General features: G+C 70.9%; 12 protein-coding genes. 1 reads left to right on the forward strand and 11 read right to left on the reverse strand.

Going from position 1 to position 14,138, the window contains the following annotated elements; genetic code table 11:
- Positions 1-126: 126 nt before the first annotated feature.
- The 6 genes from cysN to D1793_RS07890 all read right to left on the reverse strand — a co-directional run bounded on the left by cysN (position 127) and on the right by D1793_RS07890 (position 5,290).
- Positions 127-1,575 carry a sulfate adenylyltransferase subunit CysN gene (gene cysN, locus D1793_RS07865; RefSeq protein WP_119021667.1) on the reverse strand — a complete coding sequence of 483 codons (1,449 nt, stop codon included), beginning with the start codon at positions 1,573-1,575 and terminating at the stop codon, positions 127-129.
- Positions 1,575-2,546 (reverse strand): sulfate adenylyltransferase subunit CysD, encoded by a 972-nt coding sequence (gene cysD, locus D1793_RS07870; protein WP_276110921.1) that lies wholly within the window; start codon positions 2,544-2,546, stop codon positions 1,575-1,577. Before cysD ends, cysN begins: the two co-directional genes overlap by 1 nt.
- Positions 2,547-2,653: 107 nt before the next feature.
- A complete protein-coding gene (locus D1793_RS07875; RefSeq protein WP_119023621.1) occupies positions 2,654-3,388 on the reverse strand; it encodes a phosphodiesterase in 735 nt (244 codons plus the stop codon).
- Between the two features lie 56 nt (positions 3,389-3,444).
- On the reverse strand, positions 3,445-3,891 hold the full coding sequence (locus tag D1793_RS07880; protein WP_119021668.1) for a DUF1249 domain-containing protein: 447 nt from the start codon (positions 3,889-3,891) through the stop codon (positions 3,445-3,447).
- A 29-nt stretch (positions 3,892-3,920) separates the two neighbouring features.
- Positions 3,921-4,562, reverse strand: coding sequence for an NUDIX domain-containing protein (locus tag D1793_RS07885; RefSeq protein WP_119021669.1), 642 nt, complete (start codon positions 4,560-4,562; stop codon positions 3,921-3,923).
- Between the two features lie 80 nt (positions 4,563-4,642).
- Positions 4,643-5,290 (reverse strand): hypothetical protein, encoded by a 648-nt coding sequence (locus D1793_RS07890; protein WP_119021670.1) that lies wholly within the window; start codon positions 5,288-5,290, stop codon positions 4,643-4,645.
- Positions 5,291-5,462: 172 nt separating this feature from the next.
- Here D1793_RS07890 and greB point away from each other — a divergent pair, with 172 nt between their 5' ends.
- Positions 5,463-6,008 (forward strand): transcription elongation factor GreB, encoded by a 546-nt coding sequence (gene greB / locus D1793_RS07895; protein ID WP_119021671.1) that lies wholly within the window; start codon positions 5,463-5,465, stop codon positions 6,006-6,008.
- Here the strand turns inward: greB and D1793_RS07900 are convergent.
- The 5 genes from D1793_RS07900 to D1793_RS07920 all read right to left on the reverse strand — a co-directional run bounded on the left by D1793_RS07900 (position 5,974) and on the right by D1793_RS07920 (position 14,054).
- Complete coding sequence (locus D1793_RS07900; protein ID WP_119021672.1) at positions 5,974-7,080, reverse strand: methyltransferase; 1,107 nt, start codon at positions 7,078-7,080, stop codon at positions 5,974-5,976. The two genes, greB and D1793_RS07900, sit on opposite strands and share 35 nt — an antisense overlap.
- Positions 7,077-7,922 carry a methyltransferase domain-containing protein gene (locus D1793_RS07905; protein ID WP_119021673.1) on the reverse strand — a complete coding sequence of 282 codons (846 nt, stop codon included), beginning with the start codon at positions 7,920-7,922 and terminating at the stop codon, positions 7,077-7,079. Before D1793_RS07905 ends, D1793_RS07900 begins: the two co-directional genes overlap by 4 nt.
- A gap of 41 nt (positions 7,923-7,963) precedes the next feature.
- Positions 7,964-9,469: an amidase family protein gene (locus D1793_RS07910; RefSeq protein WP_119021674.1), complete on the reverse strand. Its 1,506-nt coding sequence runs from the start codon at positions 9,467-9,469 to the stop codon at positions 7,964-7,966.
- Between the two features lie 215 nt (positions 9,470-9,684).
- Complete coding sequence (locus D1793_RS07915; RefSeq protein ID WP_119021675.1) at positions 9,685-12,810, reverse strand: efflux RND transporter permease subunit; 3,126 nt, start codon at positions 12,808-12,810, stop codon at positions 9,685-9,687.
- A complete protein-coding gene (locus D1793_RS07920; protein WP_119021676.1) occupies positions 12,807-14,054 on the reverse strand; it encodes an HlyD family efflux transporter periplasmic adaptor subunit in 1,248 nt (415 codons plus the stop codon). Before D1793_RS07920 ends, D1793_RS07915 begins: the two co-directional genes overlap by 4 nt.
- Positions 14,055-14,138 lie beyond the last annotated feature (84 nt).

Raw genomic sequence — 14,138 nt, forward strand, 5'->3', positions numbered from 1 at the left:
CTGCAAGAGCATGGGGTTAGCTGTGATGCTTTGGACACAACCTACCACCGTGGGTTTCCGACTGCCGAAATGCCACGGGCCCGACCGCCATGGCGATCGGGCCCGTATGCAGGACGTTACCCGCCCTCAGCGCTTCAACAGCTCGCGAATATCCTTCGCTTCCCAGTGGGGGAAGTACTTGCGTACCAGGGCGTTGAGCTCCAGCTCGAAGCCGGCCCAGTCCACCTCGGTGGCGCTCGGCGAGTCCCCTTCACTGGCCACCACGGCACGGATCATGCCCGCCCCCAGGGTCACGTTGGTCAGCCGGTCGATGACGATGAAGCTGCCGGTGCCGGGGCTCCTCGCGTAGTCGTCCAGCGCCACCTCGGCGGTGAGGCTCACCCGGCAGCGGGCGATGGCGTTGAGCTCGAGGCGCTCGGCGGCGTGGTGCGACAGGGTGTTGACGTCCACCTGGTGGAGGATTTCCTTCACCTGCCCCGCCACCGAGCGCCCGGCCAGGCGGATGTCGACCTGCCGGCCCGGTTCGAGGGGCTGCTCGTGCATCCACACGATGTCCGCCTCGAAGGCGTGGGAGCTGGTCACCTCGGCGTCCGCCGCCACGATCCAGTCGCCCCGGGAGATATCGAGCTCGTCCGCCAGGGTCACGGTGATCGCCTGGCCCGGCCAGGCCACCTCCAGGTCGCCGTCCCAGGTCACGATGCGCTCGATGGTGGAGCGCTTGCCCGAGGGCAGCACCTTGATCGCCTGGCCCGGGCGCAGCACGCCCGCCTCCAGGGTGCCGGCGTAGCCGCGGAAGTCGAGGTTGGGGCGGTTGACGTACTGCACCGGCAGACGCAGGTCGGTCAGGTTGCGGTCGCGGCTGATCTCGACGCTCTCCAGCAGCTCCAGCAGGGTCGGCCCGGGACTTCCATCGACACGGTACCAGGAGAGCGACTCGCTCCGGTTGACCACGTTGTCGCCCTTCAGCGCCGAGAGCGGCACGAAGCGGATGTCGCGGGCCTGGAGCCTGTCGGCGATGGCCCGGTACTCCTCGACGATCTCCTCGAAGCGCGCCTGGGAGTAGTCGATGAGGTCCATCTTGTTGACCGCCACCACCAGGTGCTGGATGCCCAGCAGGTCGGCGATGAAGCTGTGCCGACGGGTCTGGGTCTGCACGCCGTGGCGCGCATCGACCAGGATGATCGCCAGGCTCGCCGTGGAGGCCCCGGTGGCCATGTTGCGGGTGTACTGCTCGTGCCCCGGGGTGTCGGCGATGATGAACTTGCGCCGGTCGGTGGAGAAGAAGCGGTAGGCCACATCGATGGTGATGCCCTGCTCCCGCTCGGACTGCAGGCCATCCACCAGCAGGGCGAGGTCGACCTCCTCGCCGGTGGTACCCACCGTCTTCGAGTCACGGGTGATCGCGGCGAGCTGGTCGTCGAAGATCATCTTGGAGTCGTGCAGCAGCCGGCCGATCAGGGTCGACTTGCCGTCGTCGACGCTGCCGCAGGTGATGAAGCGCAGCAGGTCCTTGTTCTCGTGCTCGTGCAGGTACTGCTCGATATTGTCGGCAATCAGGTCAGACTGGTGGGCCATCAGAAGTACCCCTCACGTTTCTTCTTCTCCATGGAGCCGGCCTGGTCGTGGTCGATGGCGCGGCCGCTGCGCTCGGAGGTCCTGGTCAGCAGCATCTCCTGGATGATCTCGGGCAGGGTGGCGGCGGTGGACTCCACCGCGCCGGTCAGCGGGTAGCAGCCCAGGGTGCGGAAGCGCACCGAACGCTCCTCGGGCACCTCGCCCTCGGCCAGCGGCAGGCGCTCGTCGTCGACCATCACCAGCATGCCGTCGCGCTCCACCACCGGGCGCGGGGCGCTGAAGTAGAGGGGCACGATGGGAATGGATTCCAGGTAGATGTACTGCCAGATATCCAGCTCGGTCCAGTTGGAGAGCGGGAAGGCGCGGATCGACTCGCCCTTGTTGACCCGGGCGTTGTAGAGGTTCCAGAGCTCCGGGCGCTGGTTCTTGGGGTCCCAGCGGTGGAAGCGGTCGCGGAAGGAGAAGACGCGCTCCTTGGCGCGGCTCGCCTCCTCATCCCGGCGCGCCCCGCCGAAGGCGGCATCGAAGCCGTGCTTGTCCAGGGCCTGCTTGAGGGCCTGGGTCTTCATCACGTCGGTGTAGCCGCTGGAGCCGTGGTCGAAGGGGTTGATGCCGGCGGCACGCCCCTCCTCGTTGGTGTGCACCAGCAGCTCCATGCCCGCCTCGGCGGCCATGCGGTCGCGGAAGGCGATCATCTCGCGAAACTTCCAGGTGGTGTCCACGTGGAGCAGCGGGAAGGGCGGCGGGCCGGGATAGAAGGCCTTGCGCGCCAGGTGCAGCATCACCGAGGAGTCCTTGCCGATGGAGTAGAGCATCACCGGGTTGCGGAATTCGGCCGCCACCTCGCGCAGGATGTGGATCGACTCGGCCTCGAGCTGCTGCAGGTGGGTCAACCGCTGGGGCGACAGCGTCGGGGGGGCGCTGCTCGCCTGGGCAGGAGACGCTTGGGTCGCGGCGTGAAGAGTGGTCATGGCCCGGCTACCTCGCATGACGGTGGGCATGGGAATCATGCCATCGAGGGTAACGCCGGACCATTATTACTCAAAAGAATTAATGGCGATCTTTTTATAGCCAATAATCAAAGATCGACCCGTTCTACCCAGGTCGCGAAGCCCTCCTCGCCCAGGTCCACCACCCGATAGCCGGGGCGCGAGGCCTCGTCGATGGCGAAGGTCTCGGCACCGGCCAGGAACTGGTCGGTGGTGGAGGGGCAGCCGAAGACCGCCACCTCGCCATCTTCCAGGCGCTGGTGGCTGGCGAAGGCCTGATGGATATGGCCGCAGAGGATGGCGCGCACCTGGCGGTAGGCGGAGAGGGTCTGCCAGAAGGCTTCGCGATCCTTGAGCCCGAGCGCGTCGATCCATGCCGATCCCACCGGCAGCGGCGGATGATGCATGGCCAGCAGGGTCGGCCGGTCGTCCTCCTCCAGTCGCGCGGCCAGCTCGGCCAGGCGCTCCGGCCCCAGCTCACCGTGAGCCTGGCCGCTGACCCGGGTGTCCAGCATCAGGATGCGCCAGGCGCCGATATCGAGCTCGTCGAGCAGCTCGCGGGTCTCGGCCATCAGCGCCGGGTCATCGTGGTTGCCGGCCAGCCAGAACCAGGGGGCGGCGAGCCGGCCCAGGATGCGTGCGGCCAGCTGGTAGGAGGCGGCAGTCTCATCGTTGCTGATATCGCCGGTCACCAGCACCATATCGGGGCGCTCGCGGTTGACCTCGGCCACCACGGCCTCCAGCTGGCGCAGCGGGAAGCCCGCCCGGGCGCGGGCGGCGGGGTCGGCGTGCAGGTGGCAGTCGCTGATCTGGACCAGTCGCATCATCGAAGGGGCTCTCGTCGGGCGCCGGTGAGCGCAGCGGGTTCAGGGAAGTGGCGTCAGGAGAGTTCGGGCAGGTCGCGCGAGTGGCCATGGGCCAGCCCATGCTCCAGCCACTCGCCGAGAAAGCGGTTGAGCTGCAGCTTCTCGTCGGGCTGATGCATGCGCGAGTTGGGGTAGCGGTAGCGGCCATCGAAGTGGCGCTGGCGCTGGAAGTCGGTGACCTCCGCCATGCGCACGTCGTGGTAGAGATGAACGCGCATGCGCGGGGCCTCGATCAGAGAATCGAGCACGCCGCGCTGGGTCACCCGCACGATGCTGGTGTAGGGGGCACGCTCCAGCAGCGTGAGGCTGAGCACGCCCAGCCAGCGCCCGTCGCTGGCCAGCTCGATCTCGCGGGTCTCGCCGACCTCGAGATCCCCCAGTAGGCGCACCAGGCGCAGGAAGTTGATGCTGCACTCCCCCTGCAGGCTCCTGAGATCGGTCACATAGGCACTTCGCCGCACAGCATCTCTCCGCACACTCTCTCCCCGGTCTATCGTGTCGCTCGCAGTGAGGCCCGTTCGACTGCCAGCCACTGCAGGGCGATCAGGCACATGGCATTGTCGAGTCGCCCGGCCTGCAGGAGTTCCCAGGCCCTGGCAAACGGTAGCACATGCACGCGGATATCCTCGTGCTCCTCGTCGAGGCCATGCACGCCGCCCAGGCCCTCGCTGTCGACCAGGCCGCAGAAGAGGGTGACCCGCTCGTCGCAGGCGCCGGGGCTCGGGTAATAGGCATAGAGCTCGATCAGCTCGCCCACCCGGGCGCCCGCCTCCTCCACTGCCTCGCGCCGAGCCACCTCGGCGGGCGACTCGCCCTCCTCCACCAGGCCGGCCACCACCTCGAGCTTCCAGGGCGAGGCGGGATCCTCCAGGGCACCGGCGCGGAACTGCTCCACCAGCACCACGGCGTCGCGCGCCACGTCGTAGAGCAGCACGCCCACGGCGTCGTGGCGGCGATGCACCTCGCGGGTCATGGCGCCGCTCCAGCCCCCTTCGAAGAGGCGATGGCGCAGCTGAAGTGCCTCCAGGCGAAAGAAGCCCTGATGCAGGCAGCGGCGCTCCAGCAGTTCCACGTCGGCGCGAGTAAAGGGCGCCTCCGCGGCCAGGTCCGGGGTCCGTTGGGCGTCACTCATGGCGCTCTCCGCATGCACAAAGTGGCCATTATCGTGACCGGGGGCACCGATGCCAAGCTGCCCCCGCTCCTCGCGACGACTCAAAGCCGCTCGAAGAGCTCCCGGGCTTCCTCGCGCAGCGCCTCGTCGGAGGCAGTGCGGTCGGGGCGGGCTTCACCTTCCACGGCGCGGCGGGCGTGCTCCCGGGCCTCCTCAATGCGCCCCTCGTCCTCCAGGAAGGCGGCGTAGTAGAAGTTGACGTCGATGCCGTCGGGGCGAATGGAGAGCGCGCGCTGGAACATCCGCTCGGCGGTCTCGCTGTTGCCGAAGCCCACCGGGCGGCCCGGCGCACGGTCGTAGAGGGCACCCAGGGTGACGTAGGCCGAGCCCGCGGCACCATCGGGGTCGAGCTCGACGGCGCGTTCCAGGGCATCCCGGGCGCTGCGCGCGCTGGAGAGCGCCCCCAGGCCGCTGCGCTCCCGGGCATAGGAGGCCTCGATGATGCCCTGCCACACCAGCGGCATGGCCTCGTCCGGGTGGTCGGCCACCAGGCGCTCGGCCTGGCCGGCCAGCGACCTCAGGCCGCTGCTGCGCTGGCCCTCCGCCTGTTCGGTGATCAAGCGCTCCCAGTGGCTCTTCATGCCCTCCACCCGGGCCTCCCAGGCATGAGCCGCGGCCAGCGGCAGGGCGGCGAGGCCCAGGCTCAGACTCAAGCCCATGGCGGTATTCAGCAGGCGACGTCGAAACATGGCGAAACTCCTTTGCGGGGTGTTGTGGTTGTTGGGGGTCGCCCTGGCAATGTAACGAACGTTTGAATGATTCGCCAGCCGCCGCGTCTCCGCTTCTCCCTTGCCCTCCCCCCTTGGCCACCCCGGGCGCATGGCGTATGGTCCCGCCAGACGCAAGCGTGCGAGGAAGAGCATGAAAGGCCGCAACATGACCCGCTGGCGCGACCCGGCCAAGGACCCGCGCCAGGAACCCAAGAGCCACCTGATCACCGCCGAGGGCGCCGAGCGGCTGCGCGGCATCCTCGACCACCTCTCCCGCGTCAAGCGCCCGGCGCTCTCCGCCAAGGTGGGCGAGGCCGCCGCCCTCGGCGACCGTTCGGAAAACGCCGACTACACCTACAACAAGAAGGAGCTCAACCGGGTGATCGCCCGGATCCGCTACCTGACCAAGCGGCTCGACGAGCTGCAGGTGGTGGATCGCCTGCCGGCGGATACCGGCAAGGTCTATTTCGGCGCCTTCGTGACCCTGGAGGACGAGGACGAGGACGGTGAGGAGATGGCGATCCGCATCGTCGGCCACGACGAGATCGACCCGGCCAAGCGCTGGATCAGCGTCGACTCCCCGCTGGCCAAGGCCCTGCTCGGCAAGCCGCTGGACGAGGAGGTTACGGTGGCCGCACCCGGCGGGGAGACCACCTACGTGATCACCGAGATCGCCTATCGCGACCCGGGGAAATAGCCCGGTAGACCCGGAAGCGGCGGTCGTCGGCGAGGATCTCGAAGCCGCCGAAGGCGCGTTCGAGCAGGTCCGGGTAAGGCAGGAAGGCGTTGGCCACCAGGAGCAGTTGTCCGCCGGGCTTGAGGTGCGCCAGCGCCTCAAGGATCAGCTGCGCTGCGGGACCGTAGTCGATGGCGCGCTCCTGGTGGAAGGGCGGGTTGCTGACGATGGCGTCGAAGGTGCGCCCCGCCAGCGCCGAGTAGACGTCGCTCTCCAGCGTCTCGCCAACCAGACCATTGGTTGCCAAGGTGCGCCGGGTCGCCTCCACCGCGAAGGCGTTGACGTCCACCGCCGTGACCGCCGCCCCGCGGCGGGCCAGCCAGGCGGCCAGGATGCCGTCGCCGCAGCCCATGTCTAAGACATCGCCCAAGACATCGCCCAGGACATCGCCCGGCCCATCGCCCATCGGCAGCACGGCAGGCAGCGTCTCCAGCAGCAGCCGGGTGCCGTCGTCCAGCTTGCCGTGGCCGAAGACCCCGGGGTGGCTGGCCAGGAGCAGGCGCTCGGCGTCCGGCTCGACCTCGAAGGCGGTCCAGGCGGCATCCGGGTCGATCGCCACCCGGCCGAGGCGAGTCTCGAACAGCGAACAGCGCCGGGCGCTGTCGAGTTTGCGGCAGCCGAGCCCCAGCGCGGCCAGCACCTTGAGCACCCGCTTGATGCCTCCCTGATTCTCCCCCACCAGCTGCAGCGGCGTGCCCTCGGGTAGGGTGGCGCAGAGCCACAGCAGCCACCACTCCCCCAGGGCATGGCTCTTGGGCCAGAACAGCACCGCGCCCTGCACCTCCCTCTGCCCCTCCCCCTGCGGCGCTTCCTCGGCGCTGCCCGGCAGAGAATCAAACGGAGAGTACGCAGGACGCCCGGCGGCCTGCCACGCCTGGCGCACCACCAGATCGGCGCTGATCGCCAGGCCCTGCACTCCTTCCAGCCAGGGGTCCCGAGGCGGGGCCACCCACCACCAGCCGCGATAGTCCGCCTCCTGGCGGGCCAGCAGCTGGCAGGTGGGGGTCAGGGCTTGGGGGGTATCGGCATTCATGTCCCGGGCTCCTCGGCGGGCGGGGTTGGGGAATCGGGGCGCACCAGGGTGTAGAGCAGATAGCGCCCTAGGCGCCAGTGGGGGTCGACCCGGCAGTAGCGACGCTCCAGCGCCAGAAGCGCCTCACGGTCGGCGTCGTTCTGCGGCGGGTGGCGCAGGTAGTCGTTGAAGATGCGGATGCCGGCCACGCCGCGGATCTCAAGCCCGCACTCGGCGCTCCAGGCCTCGACCTGGGCGTGGGTGAGCGGCGAGATCGGCGTCAGGCGCAGGCGCTCACCCTTGCCTTCCAGGCGATCGGCCAGGGCCTTCTCCAGGTTGCCCTTCACCACATTGGAGAAGCGCAGGGCATCGCGGTTGAAGACCATCAGCGAGAGCTGCCCGCCCGGTGCCAGCAGGCCCGCCAGGGTCGCCAGGGCGGCGCGCGGGTCGGCCAGCCACTCCAGCACCGCGTGGCAGGCGATCAGCGACCAGGGGCCGGGGGCCACCTCGGGCAGCGTCTGCAGCGGCGCCTGGATGAAGGTCACCGGCTGGCCAGACAGGGATTCCCGGGCCCGGGCCAGCATCTCGGCGGCGGGCTCGGCCAGGGTCACGTCATGCCCGCGCTCGGCGAACCAGCCGGCCAGCTGCCCCAGGCCACCGCCCACGTCGAGCATCGGCTGGTCGTGCAGCGCCAGCATCTCCGGCAGCAGCTGGTCTAGCAGGGCCAGGCGCAGCTCACCCCGCACGCCGCCGTAGAGGCTGGCGGCGAACTTCTCGGCCAGGCCGTCGAAGTGGCGATCGCCCTGGGCGGAGAGCGGCGAGCCGGCGGGGCCAGATGGCCTGGTGTGAGAGGGCTGGGACATGCAGAAGGCTCCGGCGGTGTCGCCGGGCATTCTACCTGAACTTAGCCGCCTGGCGGTCGCGGCAGGTGGCGGGCCCAGGCCACCTCCGCCTCCAGCTGGGCGGCCAGCGCCAGCAGGCACTTCTCGTCGCCCATGGGGCCGATCACCTGGACGCCCACCGGCAGCCCCTCGGGGGTGATGTGCAGCGGCAGCGACATGGCCGGCTGCCCGGTCAGGTTGGCCAGCTGGGTATAGGGGGTCATGCGCAGCGAGTCGGCGGCCAGGCGCTTGAGCATGCCGGCCTTCATCGCCAGCCGGGAGGCCCCGGGAATGGCCAGCAGCGCCATCAGCCGCTCCCGAGCGGGCGTCGGGTAGAGCGCGCCGCGGTGCGGGGCCGGGGTGGCGGCTACCGGCATCAAGAGCACATCGAAGCGGCGATGGAAGGCGGCCATGTCGCGGGCCACCCGGTTCCAGTAGCGCTTGGCCGCCTCGTAGTCCCGGGCCGGCAGGCAGCGCCCCAGGCGCCCGATGGCCCGGGTGGCGGGCTCGATGGCCAGGCGCGACACCGCCACCTCGGTCTGCTCGCTGATCCAGGCAAGATCCGCCGCCAGGTGGCCCAGGTAGAGGGTGAGGTAGCTGTCGGCCAGGGCCTCCCCGTCCAGGTCCGGCTCGGCCCACTCCACCTGGTGGCCGAGCCCCTCCAGGCGCGACGCCGCCCGCTCCACGGCCAGGCGCACCTCCGGGTCGAGACGGGCGCCCAGTGGCGCCCCCAGGGGCTCGCCCAGCGACACCGCTACCCGCAGCGGCCCGGGCGGGCGTGAGAGCGCATCGAGAAAGCCCTCCTCTCGGGGCAGCGGCCAGGGGCTGCCCTCGTCCATGCCGTTGATGGCGTCGAGCAGCGCGGCGCTGTCGCGCACGCTGCGGGTCAGGGCGTGCTCCACCACCGCGCCCTGCCACACCTCGCCGAACATGGGGCCCAGCGGCACCCGCCCGCGGGAGGGCTTGAGGCCGAACAGGCCACAGTGGCTGGCCGGGATGCGGATCGAGCCGCCGCCGTCGCCGGCCAGGGCCAGGGGCACCAGGCCGCCGGCCACCGCCGCGGCCGCCCCGCCGCTGGAGCCCCCCGGCGAGTGTGCCGGCGCCCAGGGGTTGACCGGATGGGGGAAGGCGCGGGGCTCGGTGATACCCATCAGCCCCAGCTCCGGGGTGGCGGTCTGGCCGAGGATCGAGAAGCCGGCCTGGCGCAGCCGCGTCACCAGGCTCGAGTCCTCGGGGGCGCGCCACTCGGCCATGGCGGCGCTGCCGAAGGCGAGCGGCTCGCCACCGATGGCCATCAGCAGGTCCTTGGTGAGGGTGGGCACCCCGGCGAAGGGCGCGGAGGGATCGACGCGCAGGCCCTCCTCGCGGGCCTGCTCGAAGCGGGTGCGCACGACCGCCCCGAGGGCGGGGTTGCCTGCCTCGATGGCCGCGCAGGCCGCGGCAAACACCTCGCCGGCGCTCACCTCGCCGGCGCGGATCAGCGCCGCCAGCCCCAGGGCGTCATGGGCCTGATAGTCGCGAACGTCCATGATCTGCCTCCCTCTGAGTGACCAGAGCCTCAGACTACTCAACATTGGCAATGATGGAAGCCACATCTCGAGGCTGACCCGGCGACAGGCCTTAGAGGGGGCGCTATGAATACGTCCTTGTACGCTACTTCGGCCATCCCTGGTCCTCAGACCCCCTCTTCGACCTGCCTCCGGCGCCTCTCACCCTGGCAGCTTCGACAACCCTGCTCCTGATGCTACACCGCAGATTCCAAGGCTCGCCGCCGGGCCAGGCGCTCGCGGCCGTGCTCCAGCCAGGAGAGCAGCGCCGGGGTGACCAGCAGCACCAGAAACGTGGAGCCACCGAGGCCGAAGGCGATGGAGGTGGCCATGGGGATCAGGAACTGCGCCTGCAGCGAGGTCTCGAAGAGCAGCGGCAGCAGGCCACCGATGGTGGTCAGGGAGGTGAGCAGCACCGCCCGCACCCGCTGCACCACCGCCTCGTTGAGGGCCTCGTCGATGGCGAGCCCGCGCTCGCGCTGCTCGCGGTAGAAGCTCACCAGGATGATGGCGTTGTTGACCACGATCCCGGAGAGCCCGAACAGGCCGAACAGCGAGAGGATGGTCAGGTCGATGCCCAGCGCCCAGTGGCCCAGCAGCGCCCCCACCAGGGAGAAGGGGATGATGGCCATCACGATCAGCGGCAGGCTCCAGGAGGCAAACACCCAGGTCAGCACCCCGTACATCAGGCCGAGGCCCACCAGCAGGCCCATGCGCATGTCGGCCAGGGTCTCGCGCTGGTCGGCGGCGCGCCCCTCGAAGCTGTAGTGCAGGTGGTGCTCCCGGGCCAGGGCCGGCAGGAGCTGTGCCGAGAGGCTCTCCAGCACCTGCTCCGCGGAAGTCACGGAGGTATCGAGCTCGGCGCTCACCTCCACCGCCAGCTGGCCGTCGGCGTGGCGCAGCGCCTCGAAGCCCTGGCGATGGTCGAGCTCCATCACCTGGGTCAGCGGCACCTGGCGGCCGTCCGGCAGGCTCACCGCCAGCCCGGCGAGGGTGGCGAGCCGCTCGCGCTGCTCGCGGGGCAGCTGGACGCGCACCTCGATCTCGTCGGCGCCGGCCTGGTGGATCTGCACCACCCGGCCATCGAAGGCGGTGCGCAGCTGGCGCCCCAGTTCGGCGGTGGTCAGCCCCAGCGCCTCGCCGAAGGCGTTGACCCGGTAGATCAGCTGCTCGCGGCCCCAGGGCATGTCGTCCTCGGTATCAAGCACCCCGGAGAGCCCCGCCATGGCCTGGGCCAGGGTATCGGCGGCCAGGCGCAGCGCGAGGGCATCCTCGCCGGTCAGGCGCACGTTGACATCGCGCCCCGGCGGGCCGGCGGCGCGCTCGTTGATGTTCAGGGCATCGAGGCCGGCGGGCTCGCGGATGCGCTCTCGCCAGGCGCGGATGAAGGCGGCGTTGCGCACCTCGCGGTGGTCCGGCGAGACCAGCTCGATCATCAGCGAGCCCACCTCGTCGGCGCTGCGCCCGGGGGAGCCCCCCTCCAGGGTGGTGCCATAGCGCGACACCGCCACCCGGACCAGGCCGCCGCCCAGGGCCTTATCGGTCTCCTCCAGGGTTGCCTGGAGGTGGTCGACGAACGCCGCCACCCGGGCGCGGTCGGTGCCGGCCACGAAGCTGGCATTGGCATAGACCACGCTGGACTCCGGGGCCGGGAAGAAGTTGAAGCCGAGCCGTCCGCCGGCCAGCAGCCCCGCGGTGACCAGGGTCACCGCCAGGGCGCCGGCCACCGTGGCGCCGCGATGGCGCAGGGTCAACGCCGAGAAGCGCCGGAAGGGGCCCTGGCGAAAGGCGTCGAAGCGCCCCTCGAAGCGCTCGCGCAGCCGGGTGATCCCCCAGGGGCGCGCCTGGCGCTTGACCGGCACGAAGGCGTTGCGCAGGTGGGCCGGCAGCACCACGAAGCACTCCAGCAGCGAGGCGATCAGCACGCAGATCATGATCACCGGGATATCGCCGAGGATGTTGCCGATCACCCCGCCCACCATCAGCAGCGGCATGAAGGCCGCCACCGTGGTCAGCGACGAGGCCACCACCGGCCACAGCATGCGCCGGGCCGCCCCCGCCGAGGCGTGCCTCGGCGCCTCCCCGGCACGGTGGTGGGCGTCGGCGTCCTCGCCCACCACGATGGCGTCGTCGACGATCACCCCCAGCGCCATGATCAGCGCGAAGAGCGACATCATGTTGATGGAGCCGCCGATGCCCCAGAACACCCCCAGGGCCGCCATGAAGGCGGTGGGAATGCCGATGGCCACCCACAGCGCGACCCGCGCCGGCAGGAAGAAGTAGAGCAGGATCACCACCAGCAACAGGCCGCTGGCGCCGTTGAGCAGCAGCAGCGAGATGCGGTCGTCGATCAGCTGCCAGGATTCGTCATAGACCTCGAGCTCGACGCTCGGCGGCAGGGTCGGCCGGGTCTCCTCCACCCAGCCCGCCAGCACCCGGGCGGCGGCCAGGGAGTTGCCCGACTCGGCGCGCTGCAGCACCAGCTCCGCCGCCGGGCGCCCGCGGTAGGCGAGCTCCACCTGCCCCTCCCTTGGCTCCTGGCGAATGGTGGCGATATCGCCCAGGCGCAGCTGCACCCGATCGCCGCTGAGGATCGGCAGATCCTCGAAGCCAAGGGCGTCGCGACGCTGCTGCAGCGAACGCAGCTCCCGGGCACTATCGCGCTGGCCCAGCAGCCCCGCCGGCAGGTCCCGGGACATGCCCTCCACCCGCTCGGCGATCTCCCCCAGGGAGAGCCCGAGCCCCTGCAGGCGCTCCGCCGGCACCTCGATGCTGATCTGCTGGGCCGGTAGCCCGGTGACCTCGACCCGGTCGATGCCGGCCAGCAGCAACTCATCCTCGAAGCGCTGGGCCATCTGGCGCAGCTCGGCAGGCGCCAGGTCGCCGTGCACCAGCAGCCGAGCCACGGGCTCGTAGCGGGCCAGCCGCGACACCTCCGGCGTCTCGGCGTCCGCCGGCAGGTTGGTGAAGCTGTCCACCTGCTGGCGCACGTCGTCCAGGGCCAGCACCGGGTCGCTGCCCTCCCGGAACTCCAGGGTGATGTTGGCGATGCCCTGGGCCGAGGTGGAGGTCATGCGCTTGAGACCGTCGAGGCTGCGCAGGCGCTGCTCCAGCGGGTTGGTGATGCCCTGCTCGATATCCTCAGCGGAGGCGCCGGACCACACCACCCGCACGCTGACCACGTCCAGGGCGAAGGTGGGGAAGAACTGGATGTTCATGCGCGCGATGCCGAGCGCCCCGCCCAGCAGCATCACCAGCATCACCAGATTGGCCGCCACCCGATGGTGAACGAAGAAGCCGATCAGGCCGCCGCGCCGCCTCACGGGCCAGCCTCCTCGACGGCCGGGGCCTCGGCCACCTCGACCCTGAGCCCCTGCATGGCGTTGGGCAGGTGGGTGGCGATCACCCGGTCCCCCGCGGCCAGGCCCGGCGCATGCACCAGCAGCCAGCGCTCACCGTCGGGCCCGATCGTCTCGCCCAGGCGCTCGACCCGCTGGCGCTCGAGGCGGGTATCGTCATCGATGCGGTAGAGCAGGTCGCTGCCGTGCAGGGCGGCGAAGGGCACCGCCAGGGCGTCTGCCACCGCCGGGCGCTCCAGCAGCACCGCCACCAGCGCCCCGGGACGCAGCCCGGCGGCCGGCCCGTCCAGCGCCAGGATCGCCTCGGTGCCGGCGGGGTCGCTCTCGCCGGCCAGGCCCGACAGCACGAAGCGCTGGCCACCCTCCTCGGCGGTGGCATGCAGCGGCTCGCCGCGCGCAAGGCTAGCCGCCAGCTCGGCCTGGAAGCGGCTCGGCACCCGGGCACGCAGCTCCAGCCCCTCACCCGGGTAGAGCGAGAGCAGCGGCGCCCGGGCGGCCACCTGGTCGCCCGGGGCCACCTGCACGCCGGTCACCACGCCATCGAAGGGCGCCAGCACCCGGCCGCGCTCCCGGTCCCGCCGGGCCGTCTCGAGAGTGGCACGGGCGCGGGCCAGCCGCGCCTCCAGGCTGGCCAGGCGCGAGGGGTGCTCGGCCACGGCGCTCTCCCGGGTGGTCACGCTGAGCCGGGCCCGGGCCACCGCGTCGCGGGCGGCATCGAGGTCGGCCTGGGAGGCCAGGTTGCGCTCCACCAGCGAGCGGTTACGCTCCAGCTGGCGATTGGCGCTGGCCAGTATCTCCTGCTCCCTGGCCAGGGCCTGGCGATCATTCGCATGGCGCAGGCGCTCGTTCTCCACCTGGGCCTCCAGGTCGGCCACCTCCGCCTCGGCCTGGCGCAGCGGCGGCAGCAGGTCGGCATCGTCCAGGGCCACCAGCAGCGCTCCCGCCTCCACCCGCTGGCCATCGCGCACCGGGCGCTCGGCCACCCGAGCGGCGATGGGCGCCACCAGGCTGACCCGCTCCGGCGCCACCAGCTCGCCGAACAGCGGCAGCACCGGCACGTGCTCGGCGTGGGCCACCGTCAGCGCCTCGACGCGCCAGCTGCGCTCCTGGGGGACGGCAGGCGGCGGCTCGGGCCGGGTCAGGCGCAGGGCCATGAAACCGGCGATGCCGAGGGCGAGGATCAGCAGGGGAAGCAGACGCTTGAGCATGGGGAGGTCCGAGCCGGTGATTAGCGGGGTCTACTATACGCCGCCCGCGGCGGGCAACGAACGACCGAGGCCAACGCTGCGGCA

Source organism: Halomonas sp. JS92-SW72 (genome assembly GCF_003547075.1).
Lineage (GTDB): Bacteria > Pseudomonadota > Gammaproteobacteria > Pseudomonadales > Halomonadaceae > Halomonas > Halomonas alkalicola.

Coding starts and splice junctions, on each gene's coding strand:
- cysN (WP_119021667.1), bottom strand. CDS start 1,575: ATGGCCCACCAGTCTGACCTGATTGCCGACAATATCGAGCAGTACCTG.
- cysD (WP_276110921.1), bottom strand. CDS start 2,546: ATGACCACTCTTCACGCCGCGACCCAAGCGTCTCCTGCCCAGGCGAGC.
- D1793_RS07875 (WP_119023621.1), bottom strand. CDS start 3,388: ATGCGACTGGTCCAGATCAGCGACTGCCACCTGCACGCCGACCCCGCC.
- D1793_RS07885 (WP_119021669.1), bottom strand. CDS start 4,562: ATGAGTGACGCCCAACGGACCCCGGACCTGGCCGCGGAGGCGCCCTTT.
- D1793_RS07890 (WP_119021670.1), bottom strand. CDS start 5,290: ATGTTTCGACGTCGCCTGCTGAATACCGCCATGGGCTTGAGTCTGAGC.
- greB (WP_119021671.1), top strand. CDS start 5,463: ATGAAAGGCCGCAACATGACCCGCTGGCGCGACCCGGCCAAGGACCCG.
- D1793_RS07900 (WP_119021672.1), bottom strand. CDS start 7,080: ATGAATGCCGATACCCCCCAAGCCCTGACCCCCACCTGCCAGCTGCTG.
- D1793_RS07905 (WP_119021673.1), bottom strand. CDS start 7,922: ATGTCCCAGCCCTCTCACACCAGGCCATCTGGCCCCGCCGGCTCGCCG.
- D1793_RS07910 (WP_119021674.1), bottom strand. CDS start 9,469: ATGGACGTTCGCGACTATCAGGCCCATGACGCCCTGGGGCTGGCGGCG.
- D1793_RS07920 (WP_119021676.1), bottom strand. CDS start 14,054: ATGCTCAAGCGTCTGCTTCCCCTGCTGATCCTCGCCCTCGGCATCGCC.